Consider the following 15,767-nt stretch of genomic DNA (forward strand, 5'->3'; position numbering starts at 1 on the left):
GTGCGAATGGTGCAGCTCCGAGTGTGGAGAGAACGATCGTCAGCGGCTACGCCGCTGGGCCTGTGTGGTGGACGGCGGTGCAGGAGGGGCGCCTTGCCGGGAAGGCGCCGGGGGGATGTCGTGCAAGGTGGCGATGCCGAGGGCAACGCGCACGCTGATGCCGTGGACGTGGAGGTGGGCCTCGGCGCCGATAACGGCGCTGAGTGCGTCGGATTCACCGAGTTGAGGCGGCAGCGTGTACTGCCGCTTCCCTCCCGCGGACGTGAAGCCGTGCTGGGCGAGGATGGCGGCGGCCTGTTCCGTGGCCGCGGTCGCGGTGACCACGCGGTCGGTGAAGCGGATGGTCACGTCGGGCTGGGCGGTGGGGCTCGTACTCTGCTGGCGCGTCGTCCAGGCCAGGTCGACGAGGTCGTGGGTGTGGGCCAGGAGCCCGTAGGCGGCGACACCGGCGCGCTCGTGCGCGTCCTCGGCAGTCTCGGGCGGCAGCAGGTAGAGGGTGCGGCCCTGGTGCTCGCGGGAGGTGAATCCCGCCCCGGTCAGGATGCGGGTGGCGTTGCGGATTGGGCGGTTGAGGACGACGAAGGTCCATCCGTCGTCGGTCGAGCCGATGAAGACGTCGGCATGGTCGATGAGAGCCATGGTGCTCCGGATGATCAGAGGGTAGTGAGCGCGATCGAGGGCTGTGGGGCAGTGCGGTTAGGCGGCTGTGCCGTACTCGCCTTGCTGGGGCACGTGCTTCGCGACGGCGCGGGCGGTGATGGCCTTCGACGCGCGAGCGGAGGCTGCGGACAACTCGCCTGCGCCGGGCTCCAGGTACCAGGGGCGCAGGTCGAGCATGGCGGCGCGCATGCCGGTGGCGAAGCAGAGGGCGGTGCCCTTGGGCAGGGCGCGGATCGCGTCGGCGGGCAGGATCCGCTCCTGCCGCATCGACACCGACGTGCTCTTTCCGGACTCTGAGTGCGAGGTGGACGTGGTCTCCACGTCGTGGTCACCGATCAAGCGGCTGAGCTTGTCCGCGAAGTCCGGGTCGTCAATACCGCTGCCGATCACCTTGACCGTCGAGGCGGACCACATGGCGTCCATGCCCGCGTCTCCCCAGACCTTCTGGCCCTGGCGGTAGGACTGCAGGATCGTGATCGGGATGATCCCGCGGCTGCCGAGGTGGGAGTACAGGTCCGGCAAGTCGCTGATCTTGCACACGTTGGCGGCCTCGTCGAGGATCGCCAGCATGGGCGGGTCCAGGCGCCCGCCGGCACGTTCGGCCTGCGCGGTCGCGGCCCGCATCACCGAGTCCGCGCACGCGGCGATCAGCGCCGAGGCTCCGCCGCCGCCGTCCTTGCTGAGCAGGAACAGCGTGTCGGTGGACGTGACGAACTGCTCCGGCCGGAATTCTGGGACGTCCTTCTGCGGGGTCACCCACGCGGCGATTTCCGCGTTCAGGAGTGCGGAGGCGTACTGCCGGGCGGTCTCGTAGATGCCGTCCCTCGTTTCCGGGGGGCCTTCGACGGTGCCCTTGAGCTGAGCGGCGACGGCGGCGAAGTCGTGGTCGCGCAGGATGTCCAGCGGAGTGCGGTCGGCGGGGAAGGCGAGCCACTGCATGATGTCGGTGATGGGCCGCTCGTCGAGCGCTGCGGCCAGGAGCAGCTGGGACAAGATGTTGCTGCCGGCCTTCGACCAGAAGTCGCCCTGCTGGGAGGCGTCCACCGAGGCTGCAAGGAAGTGTCCGGCGAGCCGGTTCGCCCCGTCCAGGGTTTTCGCGCTGGCGAGGGGGTTCCACCACATCTCGCGGGCGGCATGCGCGATCTGTTGTGGGTCCATGGTCCACACCGTCCCCGCCCGGGCCCTTGCCTCGTAGGTGGTGGTGAAGGCGTCGCCGGCGGCCTTGTTCGACGTCAGCAGGACCGGGCCGGGTGCGTCGAGCATGGAGGGGATGGCGAGCGAGGTGGTCTTGCCGGATCGGGGCGCCATGATCGCGACGGCGACGTCCTCGAACCCCATCCGTACCTCGTGGCGGCTGCCCTGCAGGTTGCCGAGAAGGATGCCGGTGTCCTTCGCGTCGATGTGCTTGTTGTCCTTCAGGCTGGGGCGCAGGGAGCGGGCCTTGTCGGTGATCGCCTTGGCCATCAGCGGCTCGATGTCCCGGGCCTTGGCCATGTCGTTGATCTTCTTCCGGCCGCCGCTTCGGTTCTTGTGCCGGGCCCACAGGACGCCAGCCCCCGCCCCGAGAGCGAGGAGCAGGAGGACAGGGACGATGCGGGCACCGATCAGCAGGGACGTCTCTCCTGCGTCGGGCCAGACCTGCTCGGGGTGGAGCAGGGCGTTGGTCGGCTGATAGGGGGCCCAGCTGGTGCCGGTGAGGTAGGCGGTGATGTTGCCGGACAGCCAGGCCAGGTGGGACAGGGGGACGACGACGGCGAGTACGCCGAGGAGGAGGCGCAGGACGAGGTCGTATCCGTCGGTGCTGCTGCTGGAGGAAGAAGGGGGCAAGGGCTATGTGCTTCCGGGCGGGGAGGGAGGTTAGCGGCTGCGGCCGTGCCTGGGCGGCGCTGGCCGTGAGGGGATCGAGGCTGTCGGCGTGGTGCTGTGCCGGGCAGCGAGGGAGTGAGCGCGGTCTTCCAGCGCGCCGGCGACGTACACGGCGAGCACGTCGGTCGTCCGGCGGATGACGACGTTCGGGTCGAGGGTCGGCAGACTGCGCCCTCTGTCGGTGCGGTGCACGGGCGTCGGATCGCCGAGCGCGGCGGTGAACGCGGCGACAAGGTGTGGCGGAGTGTGCGCAAGGAAGCGGGCCTGCCACACCTTCTGGTGCATGCCGAGGGTGACCGTGGCGAACCAGGCTTCCGGATCAGCCGGTGTTCCCAGCGGCTCGACGTACGCCGTCTTGTCAGGGGGAGCGAGGCCGGCTGGTCACCGTACAGTGACCAGCCGGCCTGCCGGAGTGCTCCGTACGGGTCGCACAGCGCGTCAGCGGCTGGGGCCGGGTCGGTGAAGGCGGCGATCAGCTCGATGGGCGTGCGGGCGCCGAAGCTGGGGTACCAGGCGGCCGGTTCGGCTCGGCGACGTGGTGCAGGGTCTCCACTGGTCGTCGGGGTCGGGCTCCAGGCGCAGGAGGGCCTTCTGGTCGGGGCGGGAGGCAGGACGCGTGGCATCAGGGGGTCGTTGCCGTGGCTCCATCCGCAGGCACGAGGGAAAGGGTGATCCAGGGGAGGTCACCGCCGCCGGCGAGGTGGGGCGGGGTGATGAAGTCAACCTCGACGGTCTCGGGAGTCGGGGCCCTAGTCACTTCCGTGCCGCGGTTTGTCGCAGGGGTGCGAGGGCAGGAGCGGGAACCAGGGATGAAGGGGCCTTGCGGGCTGCGGTGTTGATCTCCCGGAGCGCTTTGCCGTGGGTGGCCCAGTCGTCGAGGTAACTCCAGGATTCGGCGTGATGTTCGGCGAGGGCATCGTCGAATTCGGCGGTGCCGGGCTTGGCGGTGGCGGGCAGGGCGTCGCGGGTGAGCAGCCATTGCTCGTGCAGTTCTTCGAGACGGTCGAGGGCCGTGCGCAGGACGCCCAGCTGGTAGACCCAGCGGCTCTGCACCGTGCTCTCCGGCAGCTGTGCCAGCTGTGTCTCAGCCGTTGCCAGCAGGTGCCGGGCGCCGTAGCGGAGCGGCTCGAACGCCTCGGCGGTGTCGGCATCGCGCTGGCTCTTGCGCATGCCGTAGGCGTGGTCGTCGTAGGGCCAGCCGTCGAGGCCGGTGTGCTCGTCGGAGTAGGCGTCCCAGGCGTCGAGGATCTTCTGACTGTCCCGCACGTAGTGGTCGAGGTGGCGCAGGAAGTCGCGGTGTGCGTGGTGGTCTCGGGAGATGGGGAGGGGCCCCCTTCAGGTCAGCGGCGAGCGGCCGGCTGCGCGGTACTGGCGTGCGCCGGGATCGTCGCGGGTTTCGTCTGCTGGCGGCGGGCTGAGCGTGCCTGGGCGCGCAGATGCTTGATGCGCGTGGCGTGGGCGTCGACCACCTGCTGCGGGCGCAGCGGGCTGGGCTCCTGTACGGCGCTGTAATGGCCGGTGCGTTCGAACATGCCGCGCTGGAGCGGGCTGCGGTCGGTCAGCGCGGTGAGGAACGCGCTGACCAGGTGAGCGGGGGTGTGCTCGTCGAGGTAGGCATGCCAGATGCGCGGGCCGGAAAACTCCCCGTGGCCGGGCTCGCGGGTCTCGATGTGCCAGGACGACCGGTCGTGGAATTCGCTCAACGGCCGCAGTTCGATGTGGCACATGGAGTCCGGCGAGCGCGCGCCCTCTGGCTCGTGGTGCCATCCTGCCGAGGTCACCTGCTGCCACGGGTCCGGCCGCTGTGGCGGCGGGGCGGTGAGGGCGTCGGTGAAGGCGGCGAGGACCTCGGCGGGCACGAGTTCGCCGAACTCGGCGTACCAGCCCGGCTCGGTGCCGACAGGCTCCGCCCGTAGCCGCCACCACGCCGAGGTGCGGGACTGCGGGTCGAACTGGAGCCGGTGGCGAAGGTCAGGGCTTGCCAGGATGATCTCGGCGCTCAGGGGGTCGGAGACGGCGTTCCATCCGGCGGCGGCCAGGCCGTGGGTGACGTGGCGGGCGTCTCCGGGGCCGGCGAGGTGGCGGGGGCTGGTGTCGTACGGGATCTGCACGGCGTGCTTGTCGGCGAAGGCGGCGAGCTGCCGTTCGCTCAGCGGCACCAGCAGCACCCCTGCTCGCTCGTCGGCGAACTGCCGTACAGGTCACGGATATCGTCCAGCACGTAGTGGAGGGTGTGCTGGTCGGCCAGTTCCCACGCGGCCGTGCGCAGCTCGGTGATCAGAAGGTCGCCCTGCGCCGTGCGCGGCGCGTCAGGGCTCTCCTGAACGGCGCGGGCGAGGGCGCGCAGCGTGTCGGCGAACTGGACGGGCAGGCCCGTGTACTCGTCGAGGAGGGGCTCGACGAGGGCGAGGGCTTCTGCGGGGTCGGGGTTCTCGCGCAAGTAGTCGGTGAGGTCCGCGAGCGTTTCGGTCAGGGTGCGGATGGTGTCCGGGGTGAGTGCGGGCATCGGGCTCCTCGGGGCGGGGCTATTGCGGTCAGCGGCGGGTGTGTGCGCCGCCGGCCGGGGTGTAGGGACGGGCGCTGGTGCGCGGCCTGGTGCTACGGGCGCTGTTGCGGGCCCAGGTGGCGGCGCGGGCGGCCGTGATGCGGGCCTGCTGCCACGCGCGGAGCTGGGAGGGCTTCACGGACACCGACCAGGTACGGATCTGCGCGCTGTGCGGCACGCGTCCACGCGGGCGCATCACGGGGTCCGGGCTGGCGAGTTCGGTGGAGAAGGCTTGCACCAGGTGCATCGGGGTGTTCGGCGTGAAGTTGGCCGTCCAGCCGTTGCCCTGCTTGTCCTGCGCTCCGGTCCACCACATCGCCGCCCCGTCGGGGCTTTGCCGGTACTGCATCCACGCGGTGCCGTCGGGGCTCGTCGCCATGTAGTCCTGGCCCTCGAAGCGCGTGTGCCAGTTCTGCTCCTGCAGGGGGGCCCAGACGTTGGGGGCGTGGGCGGAGCGGGGGCGGGTGAGGGCGTCGGTCAGGCCGGCGACGATCTCCGCCGGCGTTTGCCGGCCCAGGTGGGCGGACCACTCGCCGTTCGCTCCGTCTGCGTGGCCGTGGATGGTCCATCCGCCGGGGAGGACGTAGGGGTCGTAGGCGATGCGGACGGTGCGGTCCGGGCTTTCCATGCGCAGGGGGCCGCCCGTCTTGGACTTGTCCCTCCAGCCGGAGGCGCGCAGGAACTCCGAGACGTGCCGGACGTCGCCGCCGCCGGCCAGGGCGCGGGGCTGGACGAGGTAGTGCTGCTCGGCCTGCTCGTCGGGTCCCCAGCCCTGCCACTGCTTCTTCTTCACCGGCGGCGCCGGACGACGAGCGGTGCGGGTGCCGGGGGCTTCGCCGCCGTAGTGGCGGGCTGGGCGCCGACGCGCTGGAGGGTGTCTCTGTGATCGTCCAGGTCGAGGGTGATGTCGCCGAGTTCGTTCGAGGCACGGCCCAGGGCGAGCCACACCTCCGCGGGGAGCGCGCCTCGTTCGGCCTGGTCCTTGGCGAACACGCTGCCGGTGGCGACGAGGTGGGTGACGCTGCCGAGGACTCCGGTGTCCGGGTCGAGCACGCGGGCGATGACCTGAGCGGCCTGTGGGGTGGGGAGCTGAGAGAGGTGGTCGGCGAGCTGGCCGAGCTGGCGGGTGATCTCGTCGGCCAGTCTCACCGGGTAGGGGGTGGAGTGGGACATGCTCCTCCGGGGCGGTGGACGGTCAGTGGTGGTGGCGGTGCCCGACGCGCTGCGTCTCGGCGAGGGCGGCCTCCGGGCGGGCGCCGGCCAGCGGGGAGGTGTGGTCGGGGCCGGTCGTAATAGAGGCGCGCAGATAGCGGCGGAAGAGGGCCGTGGCGAGTCGGGGCTTGAGCCGGTTGCTGATCGGTGGGGGTGTGCGGATTGCTACGGGTATCTCCGGGTCTCGAGTGGTGAGGCGGGCGGTCCCGGCGCGGTGCCGGGACCGCAGGCGCCTTACGGGGTGCGGCGGGCCGGAGCTGCAGGCGAGGGGGAGCCGATCGGTGCCTGTTGCCGCACGGCAGGGCGGCCCGCTCGGGTGCGCAGGTCCTGCACGGCCTGCCGGTAGGCGGATTCGTCGAAGACTTCAGGCGTGCAGTTGACCTCGTACCCGGCCAGGAGCAGGACGGGGATGGCGCGGTTGCCAGCCGCTTCTGCTCGCCGGCGTCGAGGTGTTCGGGCACGGTGTGCCAGGTGTAGATGGGCGTGTCGGCGGGGTACTCGTGGCGTTCCAGGCCGAGGTGTTCCAGCAAGTCGTGGAGCTGGGCGGGGGCGCCCGTTGGGGTGTCGGCGTGGATGGTGGTCGTCAGGGCCTTGATGTAGATCTCGACGTCCGTGCCGTATTCGTCGGCCAGGTTGGCCATGTGGTTCTCTCCGGGTCAGCGGCGGCGGGATTTCGCGGGCTGAGCGTGGCCCGGCGGTGGTGAGGTAGTGGCCGGCCGCTGCGCAGGGTGTGCGACGTGGTTGCGGGCGTGGAGGATGGCGCGCGCGGCCTCACTCATGGAGGTGGCGGTGCTTCCGAGCCGTGCGACGGGATCGGGTTCCCCGGCGGGCGCGGCCCCTTGGAAGTCGCTGGCGGCGATCCAGGCGCGGACGACGACCTCTCTGGCGAGGGGCAGCAGCCCGTGGACGGGGGCAGCGACCTCGGTCAGGACCTCGGCCACCTCGCTGCTGGTTGTGGCGGCTGCGGCTCGCTCAGCGAGCCCCGCCAGGTAGCGCAGGGCGGCCCCACGTTCACCGTCCGGTGCGACCAGCATGTTCAGCGTGGGGTCGAGGTGGACGCTGTGCCCGGCGGCGAGCAGGGCGTGCGAGGCTGCGGTCGCCTTACGGCGCTGCTGCTCGACGGGCAGGCCGTGTGGAAGCCGGTGATAGTCCCCGCGCGGTCCGGGAGCGGAGAGGAAGCCGCCGGTTCGCTGGAGGATGCCCGCCGCCTTGTCGGTGCCGCCGATGGCCACGACCAGGTCGGTGCGGAGGTCCTTGGTGATGGTGACGTACTCCAGCACCCAGAAGTCGGGCTCCGCCTGCTTCACCGAGACCGGGTGGTTGGCGTACGGGGACCGGCCGGGACGGGCGGCACGGAAGCGGCGGTGGTGGGCGCGGTCCGGCCTGCGGGATGCTGCAGAGCGGTGCCGATGCCGAGCGCGTCGAGGCGCGGGCCGATCTCGCACAGGGCGCGTGCCTGGGCCTGGGTGTCGGCACCACCCAGGCGGTAGATGCCACTCTGCGGGTCCTGGACGAAGCCGTGGGCCATGAGGACCGCGCTGGCGCGGTCGTCGGCGGGGGCGGTGGCGATGCTGCCGTCCGGCTGCCAGGTCAGGACGACCCGGTCCGGTTGGGAGGGCTGGATGCCGCCCAGGGCGTTGTGGCGGACCTGGGCGAGGGCGGCGTCGTAGCGGGCGAGCAGGTCGCCGGTGACCTGCTCGGCGCTCAGGAACGGGTCATCGGCCAGGGCGATGCCGTTGGGCTCGGGAACGCCGCGGAACGCCTCGTCGGGCAGGGCGTGCGGGGCGACGGCGGCGATGAGGAAGCCGTCGCGCTCGTCGTTCCGGTCCAGAAGGACGAGCTGCGCACCGTCCTGTCGGCTCAGGATGGCGGCCTGCTGCAGGGGGTGCTCGGCGAGAGAGGCGGCGACCAGGTCCAGGTCCCAGATGCGGTCGGCGAGTTCGGCGAGGTCGTCCTTGGCGTCGGCTGGCAGGTGGGAGCTGGTCCAACTGTCGGGGAGTTCGCCGGCGAGAACGTCGGCGTACGAGGCGAGGCGCTCGGAGGTGTGGTGGTCGTGCATGGTGTCCTTGGGCGAGGTGGGAGTCAGCGGCGCAGTCCGGCGGCCATCGGGGGCGGCGGGGCCGGTAGGGTGCGCGGTGGCGGGCAGGCGCACACGGCAGAGCGCTCTTGCTCGGTTGACGGGCCTTCCCCGGTGCAGGTGCTGCGGCCGGGGTGCGGGGCATGCCGGTCGGCGAGCTGGTGGCGGGTCTCGGAGAGGTCGGTACGGATGACGCGAAGGTGCTCGTCGGCGAGGTAGCGAAGCCGCCGCGCGATGTAGGGGTCGGCCGCCTGGCCGAGCCCGTCGTGGAAGTCGGCGGTGGCGGTGAGGACTTCCTCCAGCGCGGCGAGGACGCCGTCGTGGGCGGCGGTCAGCTCAGTCAGCGCATCGGCCGCCTCGCCCGTAGTGGCGGCCTCGCGAAGGCGCTCGGCGACGTGGGCAATGGAGGACCCCAGCGGCAGGTAGCTGGCCGGACGCGAGTCGGTGTCGAAGTCCGCGTCGCAGTCGACGTGGTAGCCGGCCGCCCGCAGGCGGGCCACGGCGTCGGTGGCGAGACGGGACTCGTCGTCCTCCGCTAGGCCGCTCGGGGCGCGGTGGTACGTCTCATGGACGCGGACGACGGCGACGAAGCCCGCGCGCTGGAGGATGCTGTGTGCCTCGGAGTCGCCGCCACGGGCAAGGAGTTCGTCGGAGTGGGGGTCGCGGCGGATGTCCAGGAAGCGGTCGGTGCGGGGCAAGGAGACGTTTCTCCTACGGCGATCGGTGGGCGTTGTGCCGGACGGCGTCCGGGGCCGGGACGGCGCGGGGATGGACCAGGCGGTCTGCGGTGGTGTCCAGGTCCTGCTGGATGGCGTAGAGGCGGCGGGCGATCAGCTCCAGGCGGTGTGCCGTATCGGTGCTGGCTGCTCCCGGCTGGCGGGCGATCCGGTGCGAGGTGTGCTCGACGAGTCCGCGTACCGCGGCCAGAGGGCCGGCCTGTTCGTCGGCGAGCTGCGTGAGGATGGTCGCGAGCTGGGCCGACGCCGTGAGCGCCGCGCGGATAGCAGGCCGCGAAGGGGGGTCGGATCGGGCAGGGACCAGGTGGAGGTCCTGTTCGATGCGACGCGTCTCCTGTGCCAGGCGCCGCAGTTTGTCCGCGGGAGGAGCGTGCCACGCGCCGTCGAGGTGGATTAGGTTGGCGATCAGGTCGAGGCGGCCGGGCTGGGCCTGGACGGCGATCCATCGGCAGCCGTGTTCCTTGCCGGGGATCTCGATGCCGGCGGCTCGTGCGAGCCGTTGAGCGACCTCGGCCCACTCCGGTCCGGTCAGTTCCCGGTCGTCCGGGTGAAGGCGGATGTCGAGGTGGAGGATCGCCCGCCGGTCGTCGTCGGGGCTGGCGGCGAACGGATGTTCCAGGTAGGGGTCTTCGAGGTGCTCGGCCCACTGGACGGACGTCCAGATCCTCTGCTCGTCGTCCAGGGTGAAGCAATCCAGGCCGGGCCAGTGGGCGACGATCGTGTGCTCCGTCAGGCCCTCGTTCGGTGAGACCGGCCGCCCCAGCGCCTCTTCGAGCGGGTCGTGGGGCCGGTGGGTCCGCTCGTGCAGGCGGGGGATCACCGGCCGCTCCGGATGTCGGCGATGTGCACGAGTTGGCCCAGGGCGGTGGTGGTGTACCAGCCGCAGTCGATCAGTTCGTCGCGGCCGGCGAACCGTGCGAGGAGGGTGTCCTCCATGGCCCGTAGATAGATCAGGCAGTCAGGGCAGCGGCGTGAGAGGTGCACGAGGTAGCGGGGGTGGGCGGTGACGTAGGACTGGACGCCGCCTGTCGCATCACGCAGCCGCCACCCGTCCTCGTCGGTCGGGGTGTGCCAGGAAGGGGCCACGACGCGCATCGCGTCGCCCCACAGTTCTCCGCCGGCCACCCCCTTCAGGACGACGATGGTGTCACCGGCCTGGAAGTGGGCGTGGGTGATGTCCCGGTCGGGGGTGAGCGGGTCGGTCGTCGGTGCGAACGCCGAGGTGGGAGGGGGCTGGGACATGAGTTCCTTCCACGCGATTGCTGGCGGGGTGGGAGCATCAATAGTCCGGAGGAACGCCGGTTTGGCTAACCGGCGTTTCCCGGCTATGTTGCCCCGCCGTCAGCGGAACGGGTTCTCCGTCCCGCGGTCCGCCTCGCTGGCCGCGTCGAGGAGTTCGAGCAGGTCAGTGCCTTCGGCGTCGCGCTGGTCGATCCACCATCCGGCACGGGTGATGGAGCGGGCCTTCTCCTCCAGCTCAGCCCAGTCCGCCTCGTCCCAAGTGCCCTCGCCGACGAGCGCGGTGTGCGCGGCCGTCATCAGCTGGTGGCGGGAGCGCTCGCCCCAGCCCAGGGCCTTCTCCGGGCCCTCCAACTGCGGCATGTCGAACTGCTTCGCCCACACGACGGCTGCCTCCTGCTCCTCGGCCCGCTTGGTCGCGAGCCACTCCTCCTTGGACTCGGAGTCGGCGTCGCGCGCCGCCTTCCAGCAGTCGGTGCAGTCCTTCGACGCGAGCCAACGGGCAAAGCCCGCCCGCTTGTCGGCAGGACGATTGGACAGGTCATGATCCACGCTGTGGGAGCAGGCGTGCTCCACGGTCCAGTGCGTACGCACGGCCATAATTCGATCTCCTCAAAGGGGTTGGAAGGTGGGGGCGTGCCCTGATCAGGACGTCTTGTGCCGGCCTCGGAGTGGGCGGCGGTGTCGGCCGGGCGGCCGGTGCCCGGCGGGGCGGAGCTGTCGGCGCGCGGCGAGAAGGACGGCGAGGGCGAAGGCCGCGCCGACGGCGGGGAGCGCCGCGCTGGCCAGCGTCTGCTCGGCGAGGCGTCCGGCCAGGGCGGTACCGGCGGACTGCCCGACGCCGATCGAGAGGATCAGCCACGCATACGCCTCGCTGGTCCGGCCCGCGGGGGCGAGGGCATCGGTGGTCACGTAGGCGCAGGCGACCACGATGGTCAGGAACGCACCAGGCACGGCGACCGCGGCGGTGGCCGCGAAGGGCGCAGGCAGGGCCGCGAGAGGGAGCCATCCGGCGAGGAACGCGGTGCTGGCGATGATCAGCCGGTCGGCGGTGGTCCGACTCCAGGTGCGGCGCCCGTAGGCGAGGCCGCCCAGGAAGCTGCCGGTGGAGAACGCGGCGGGGATGATGCCCGAGAGCATGTCCTGTTCGTGGTGCTCGGCCATGGCGATCGACCACACGTTCATGGCCCCGATCGCGAACCCGATGCCGGTGAGCGAGACGAGCAGGAGCAGCAGGCCGGGGCTGTTCAGCCGTCCAACGGGACCGTGCCGGGTGTCGACTGACGGCGTCGATCGCCAGCGCCGCGATGGCGGAGCGAGGACGACCACGGTGGTGCCGACCAGGCCAAGGACGGCGGTGACGGTGAGCGCGACGCTTGGGTTGTACGCGGAGGCAAGGGCGGCGACGAGCAGGGGGCCGACGATGTACAGGAGGCCCTGCGTACCGGTGTCGAGGGCGAGCGCGGCGTGTCGAAGGCGGGCGTCGGGCAGCACGCTGGTCCACAGGGCCCGCAGCCCGGCCTCCAGGGACGGGGTGGTCAGGCCGGCGGCGACGACGAGGGCCGTGGCGAGGCCCGGTCCGCCGTACGGTCCCGTCAGCGGAAGGGTCACCAGGAGAGCCGAGTTGAGCACGGCGGCCGGAAGATGCACCGCCATCTGGCCGTGGCGGTCCATGAGGCGTCCCTTGACGGGCTGCACCACCGAGGAGGACAGCCCGTACAGGGCGCTGAGCAGTCCGCCGAAGGCGATGCTGCTGCCGCTCGTGGTGGCCCACAGGAGGATGGCGACGGGCGCCATGCCGTTGGGGAGTCGGCCGGTGAGGGTGCCGCCGAGGAGGCGGGCGACGTACGGGCTGCCCAGCACCGCGCCGTAGGTGATGCGCGGTGCCGGGGCCGGGGATGCGGTCGGGGACAACGGGTGCTTTCTCGGGGTCTAGCGGTGGCGGGCGGTCGTGCTGGCGCGGGGTGGTGGCGTGGGCGGGGTGGTGTCCACGGCCGGGCGTGGGCGGGCGCGTAGCACGGGGGTGCGGTGCGGGGGCAGGACGGCGACGGTCGCTCCGAGGTCTTCGGCTGCCTCTTCGACTTCACGGGTGAGGAACTCGATCTGCCGTCCCAACGCTGAGAGGCGGGCGGCGATCTGGCGGCCCTGCACGGTCTCCAGAGCGCTGGCGAACTGGCTGCTCGTCTCCAGGAGTTCCTGAAGGCGGACCATCGGGCCGGCGGCGTAGCCGCGCTGGACGGTTCCGAGGAGAGCATTCGAGGCGTCACCGGCGGTGTGGCCTTCGACGACGTCGCGGATGAGTTCCTGCAGGGACACCTCCGGGGCCGGTGCCGGGCGGTTGAACCGGGAGACGTCCGCGCGCAGGATGCCGGGCGGGACCGGAGCGGGCAGGGCCTTGCCCGCCTCGTACTCGTGGGCGTAGTGCCCGATCACTTGCCAGCCTGGTATCCCGGGATCGCCGCGCAGGGCGACCACCGTCGAGTCGTTGTCCTCGACCAGGTAGGCGAGGGTGATCGGCTGCCTGTCGGCGGCATACCACGACTCGGTCAGCTCCAGCTCGCCTCGCCGCTGCGCGGTCTGGGCCCTCTCGCTCTAGATCTGCTGCTCCTCGTCGGTCAGCGGAGCCTTGTGGTGCTGGCCGTCGCGTTGGTCGGCGAGGTTGCTGGCTATAGAGCTGTGGTCCGCCCAAGCGGTGAGGTGCGGCCACAAGGCCGCGTGCTGAGTGCGTTCGGCGGGGGAGCCGGGCGCGGCCGGCCGGTCGAGGGCTCGGCGGAGTTCGGCGGCGGAGGCAGCCAGGCCGTCCAGGACGGCCCGCCACCCGGTCAGGTGCCGGGCGGGTGGCAGCTCGTCGAGCACGAGTCGGGCGGCATCGAGGAGAGCCTCGGCGTGCGGGGCGAGGTGGGTGGCGTACGCCTCCACCGCCGCCTTGTCACGGTGGGCTCTTGCGGCTGCGGCGGCGCCCGCATGGACGGTACGGCCGTAGCGGTCGCGTTTCATGTCGAGCGCGGCCTCGGTCTCGCTGTCGATGACCGCCATCCGCAAGCGGAAGTCGCATGCCCGGTTTGCCAGTTCGGGAGCTGTCGGCAAGGGGTCGTCGGGGGCCGGGCTGCTCGAGGGTGTCATCGTGACCGCCCGCCGGTCGCGGCCGCCAAATGGACGGTCGGAGCGTACGTGGGCTTCGGCGGGATCGGCCGGGCCGCTGGCGGGGAGGTGGTGGGCGGTGCGGAGCGCTGCGTCGTCCGGCCGGCGGCGGCCTGGGTGAGCCGGCTGCGGCGCTCCTGGAGTCCGTTGGGCCGGACGGGGCGCGGCGGGCCTGCCGAGAGGGACGGGTCGAGGCGGATGTCGGCCTGCACGGTGTAGCCGTGGCGGCGCAGGTCGTGGACGGCTTGGCGGGTGCGGCGGACTCCGTCGCGCTCGGGCTCGCTGAGCCGGTACAGGCCGGGTTCTCCGGGAACGGGCTCGAACTGCTCGCGCTCCAGGTACCAGTGGGCGAGGTGCGCGGGCAGGGCGGCGGTGAAGGAGGCCACGAAGCCGTGTTCCTCGTGGCCGAAGGCGAAGTGGGTGCCGGGTCGCAAGGGGGCGGGGCTCTCCTCGGGGCGTGGGGCGGAAGGGTCAGGGGCCGCGGTGCGCGGGTCGGGCCGCAGTGAGGGGGCGGGCTGGCGCGGTGACGGGCAGGGCCGGGCGACGATGGGGGTCGAGGAACAACTCCGTCGCGGCGCCGAGGGCGGCGGCGCTCAGCGGGGTGGCGTCGCTATAGCGACCGGAGGCGTTCATGGCCCGCCAGCTGTCGTGCTCGGAGCGGATGTCCCCGAGGGCGGCTGCGATGGCCTCCGTCTGGCGGGCGTAAACGGCCTGCTCGTAGGCGGGGAGGTACAGGTCGGTGAGGGCTTGGAAGCCCGCCCGGGGAACGGCGGCAGGACGATGCTGCGTGGGGCGTGGGGATCGCCGTAGCCCCCTTCGAGCCCCTCGGGCGAGAAGGCCCCCACCAGGTAGTCGAGTTGACGGCCGGGACGTTCGATGAACAGCAGCGTGGTGCCCTGCACCATGTCGGTGAGGAGCGCGGCGTAGGGGATCCGCTCACTCTGGACGGCGCGGCCGAGTTCGCCGCTGTCCCAGATCCAGGGACCAGGTCTTCCTGCCAGGCGGGGTGCGAATAGCTCTCGACCGAGGCGTGCCACTGGCCGGGCAGGAGGCGCGCGAGGTCGCGGGCGGCGTCGCCGATGAACCGGCGGCTGCTCGTGTGCACGTTGGCGCGGTGCCGCTTGGCGCACGTGACCAGTTCGACCACGGTGGTATGGGTGCCGTCCGCCGCCAGGTGCCAGACGCCGTCGTCGTCCCGCTGGAAGCCGCTCTCCGCGAGGGCGGTGTGCGCCCGCGGGCACTGCTCGCCCGAAGCGATGGCGACGATGCCCGAATCCCGGCTGTGCGACAGGATGATCTGCGCCTCAGACACGGACCAGGTCCTCGCCACCGCGCAGGACGGCACGCAGGCTGCGGCCGTACGTCCAGGCGTGCTCCCGGGCCGCCGCCTCCAGCTGGTCGTATCCGACCTGGGCTGTCATCTGCCCGTTCCACTTGCGGTATCTGTACACGGGGACCGGCAGCAGGATTCCGGGCGCGAGCGCGGTTACGCCGAGGGCCGCGCAGTAGTCTTCGCCCTGGACGAGACCGCCCATCGGCGCGGCGCGCACGAGGTCGGTGCGGGCGAGGATCGTGGTCGGCCCGATGGGGATCGTGTCCGTCGGCGACTTCCAATAGGTCCACACGTCGCCAGCCTCGTGCCGGCCGGGCGGGGTGGGGCAGCGCCACAAGGTGGTCGAGCCGTCGGGGTGCTGGTCCTCGCTCCAGCCCGCGCACCAGCCGACCCCGGTGGATTCCAGGGTGTTCAGCCGTACGGCCATCGCATCGTCGGGGAACAGGTCATCGTCGTCAGCCCAGTTGGTGTACGGGGTGCGTACGTGAGCGAGGGCCAGGTTCCTGGCGCAGGCGGCGCCGACCGGACGGGGCAGCGCCAGCGTGCGAACGCACGGGTCCTGCGCGAGCGGGGCCGGCAGACGGTCGGGCGAAGCACCGTCGAGCGCGATCACGGCCTCCCACGGCACGGACTGCCGGGTGAGGCTGGCGTGCATGGCGGTCAGGTAGTCCAGCCGGTCTTCGCGCAGGCGGCTTGCGATGACGACGGTGATCAGGGGCGTGGTGTACGGGGGCAGAGAAAGCTCCGGGAAGACGAGGGGGAACTAGGTTCTGTCTCTTTGGTCAGCGTCGGGTCCAGATGAGGATGCCGGCGAGGTGGAGTGCGGCTTGGTAGGCGATGGCGAGTTTGTCGGTTCGTGTGGCCAGGCCGCGCCACTGCTTGACTGGCCGTTCTCTATCCGGTCGTGCGCTCGGTCTGGTTCGAACGGGGTCCTGGATCGGGTGACTTGTGGGCTGG

Annotated in this window: 17 protein-coding genes and 2 pseudogenes; all 19 read right to left on the reverse strand. The window is 71.7% G+C overall.

What is annotated here, in order from left to right; all coding sequences use genetic code 11:
• Window positions 1-39: 39 nt before the first annotated feature.
• On the reverse strand, window positions 40-639 hold the full coding sequence (locus ACPXCS_RS38080; protein WP_425952036.1) for a hypothetical protein: 600 nt from the start codon (window positions 637-639) through the stop codon (window positions 40-42).
• A gap of 57 nt (window positions 640-696) precedes the next feature.
• Window positions 697-2,487: a type IV secretory system conjugative DNA transfer family protein gene (locus tag ACPXCS_RS38085; protein ID WP_425952035.1), complete on the reverse strand. Its 1,791-nt coding sequence runs from the start codon at window positions 2,485-2,487 to the stop codon at window positions 697-699.
• Between the two features lie 30 nt (window positions 2,488-2,517).
• Window positions 2,518-2,862, reverse strand: coding sequence for a DUF317 domain-containing protein (locus ACPXCS_RS38090; RefSeq protein ID WP_425952077.1), 345 nt, complete (start codon window positions 2,860-2,862; stop codon window positions 2,518-2,520).
• 417 nt (window positions 2,863-3,279) lie between these two features.
• Window positions 3,280-3,792, reverse strand: a complete 513-nt coding sequence (locus tag ACPXCS_RS38095) for a hypothetical protein (RefSeq protein ID WP_425952034.1) — start codon at window positions 3,790-3,792, stop codon at window positions 3,280-3,282.
• A gap of 74 nt (window positions 3,793-3,866) precedes the next feature.
• Complete coding sequence (locus ACPXCS_RS38100; RefSeq protein ID WP_425952033.1) at window positions 3,867-4,685, reverse strand: DUF317 domain-containing protein; 819 nt, start codon at window positions 4,683-4,685, stop codon at window positions 3,867-3,869.
• Window positions 4,676-5,032, reverse strand: a complete 357-nt coding sequence (locus tag ACPXCS_RS38105; RefSeq protein WP_425952032.1) for a hypothetical protein — start codon at window positions 5,030-5,032, stop codon at window positions 4,676-4,678. Before ACPXCS_RS38105 ends, ACPXCS_RS38100 begins: the two co-directional genes overlap by 10 nt.
• Before the next feature lie 28 nt (window positions 5,033-5,060).
• Window positions 5,061-5,864: a DUF317 domain-containing protein gene (locus ACPXCS_RS38110; RefSeq protein WP_425952031.1), complete on the reverse strand. Its 804-nt coding sequence runs from the start codon at window positions 5,862-5,864 to the stop codon at window positions 5,061-5,063.
• Complete coding sequence (locus ACPXCS_RS38115; RefSeq protein ID WP_425952030.1) at window positions 5,861-6,244, reverse strand: hypothetical protein; 384 nt, start codon at window positions 6,242-6,244, stop codon at window positions 5,861-5,863. The genes ACPXCS_RS38110 and ACPXCS_RS38115 overlap by 4 nt, the downstream gene beginning before the upstream one ends.
• Before the next feature lie 695 nt (window positions 6,245-6,939).
• Window positions 6,940-7,590 carry a hypothetical protein gene (locus ACPXCS_RS38120; RefSeq protein ID WP_425952029.1) on the reverse strand — a complete coding sequence of 217 codons (651 nt, stop codon included), beginning with the start codon at window positions 7,588-7,590 and terminating at the stop codon, window positions 6,940-6,942.
• Window positions 7,587-8,342, reverse strand: coding sequence for a hypothetical protein (locus ACPXCS_RS38125; protein WP_425952028.1), 756 nt, complete (start codon window positions 8,340-8,342; stop codon window positions 7,587-7,589). The genes ACPXCS_RS38120 and ACPXCS_RS38125 overlap by 4 nt, the downstream gene beginning before the upstream one ends.
• A gap of 23 nt (window positions 8,343-8,365) precedes the next feature.
• The gene (locus ACPXCS_RS38130) at window positions 8,366-9,058 is read right to left on the reverse strand and encodes a hypothetical protein (RefSeq protein ID WP_425952027.1); all 693 of its coding nucleotides are present in this window, start codon (window positions 9,056-9,058) and stop codon (window positions 8,366-8,368) included.
• A 13-nt stretch (window positions 9,059-9,071) separates the two neighbouring features.
• The gene (locus ACPXCS_RS38135; protein ID WP_425952026.1) at window positions 9,072-9,917 is read right to left on the reverse strand and encodes a relaxase/mobilization nuclease; all 846 of its coding nucleotides are present in this window, start codon (window positions 9,915-9,917) and stop codon (window positions 9,072-9,074) included.
• Window positions 9,914-10,339: a hypothetical protein gene (locus tag ACPXCS_RS38140; protein WP_425952025.1), complete on the reverse strand. Its 426-nt coding sequence runs from the start codon at window positions 10,337-10,339 to the stop codon at window positions 9,914-9,916. The genes ACPXCS_RS38135 and ACPXCS_RS38140 overlap by 4 nt, the downstream gene beginning before the upstream one ends.
• A 99-nt stretch (window positions 10,340-10,438) precedes the next feature.
• Window positions 10,439-10,936 (reverse strand): hypothetical protein, encoded by a 498-nt coding sequence (locus tag ACPXCS_RS38145; RefSeq protein WP_425952024.1) that lies wholly within the window; start codon window positions 10,934-10,936, stop codon window positions 10,439-10,441.
• Between the two features lie 45 nt (window positions 10,937-10,981).
• Window positions 10,982-12,250: an MFS transporter gene (locus tag ACPXCS_RS38150; protein WP_425952023.1), complete on the reverse strand. Its 1,269-nt coding sequence runs from the start codon at window positions 12,248-12,250 to the stop codon at window positions 10,982-10,984.
• A gap of 18 nt (window positions 12,251-12,268) precedes the next feature.
• Window positions 12,269-13,459 (reverse strand): annotated as a pseudogene (locus ACPXCS_RS38155) (hypothetical protein).
• Window positions 13,456-13,911: a hypothetical protein gene (locus ACPXCS_RS38160; protein WP_425952022.1), complete on the reverse strand. Its 456-nt coding sequence runs from the start codon at window positions 13,909-13,911 to the stop codon at window positions 13,456-13,458. Before ACPXCS_RS38160 ends, ACPXCS_RS38155 begins: the two are co-directional and overlap by 4 nt.
• 870 nt (window positions 13,912-14,781) lie before the next feature.
• Window positions 14,782-15,525 (reverse strand): glycosyltransferase family 2 protein, encoded by a 744-nt coding sequence (locus tag ACPXCS_RS38165; protein WP_425952076.1) that lies wholly within the window; start codon window positions 15,523-15,525, stop codon window positions 14,782-14,784.
• Between the two features lie 67 nt (window positions 15,526-15,592).
• Window positions 15,593-15,694: pseudogene (locus ACPXCS_RS38170) on the reverse strand (IS5/IS1182 family transposase); the annotation flags it as partial.
• Between the last annotated feature and the right edge of the window lie 73 nt (window positions 15,695-15,767).

This window comes from Streptomyces sp. DT190, assembly GCF_049846985.1.
Classification (GTDB): domain Bacteria; phylum Actinomycetota; class Actinomycetes; order Streptomycetales; family Streptomycetaceae; genus Streptomyces.

Coding starts and splice junctions, on each gene's coding strand:
- ACPXCS_RS38115 (WP_425952030.1), bottom strand. CDS start 6,244: ATGTCCCACTCCACCCCCTACCCGGTGAGACTGGCCGACGAGATCACC.
- ACPXCS_RS38125 (WP_425952028.1), bottom strand. CDS start 8,342: ATGCACGACCACCACACCTCCGAGCGCCTCGCCTCGTACGCCGACGTT.
- ACPXCS_RS38105 (WP_425952032.1), bottom strand. CDS start 5,032: ATGCCCGCACTCACCCCGGACACCATCCGCACCCTGACCGAAACGCTC.
- ACPXCS_RS38080 (WP_425952036.1), bottom strand. CDS start 639: ATGGCTCTCATCGACCATGCCGACGTCTTCATCGGCTCGACCGACGAC.
- ACPXCS_RS38140 (WP_425952025.1), bottom strand. CDS start 10,339: ATGTCCCAGCCCCCTCCCACCTCGGCGTTCGCACCGACGACCGACCCG.
- ACPXCS_RS38145 (WP_425952024.1), bottom strand. CDS start 10,936: ATGGCCGTGCGTACGCACTGGACCGTGGAGCACGCCTGCTCCCACAGC.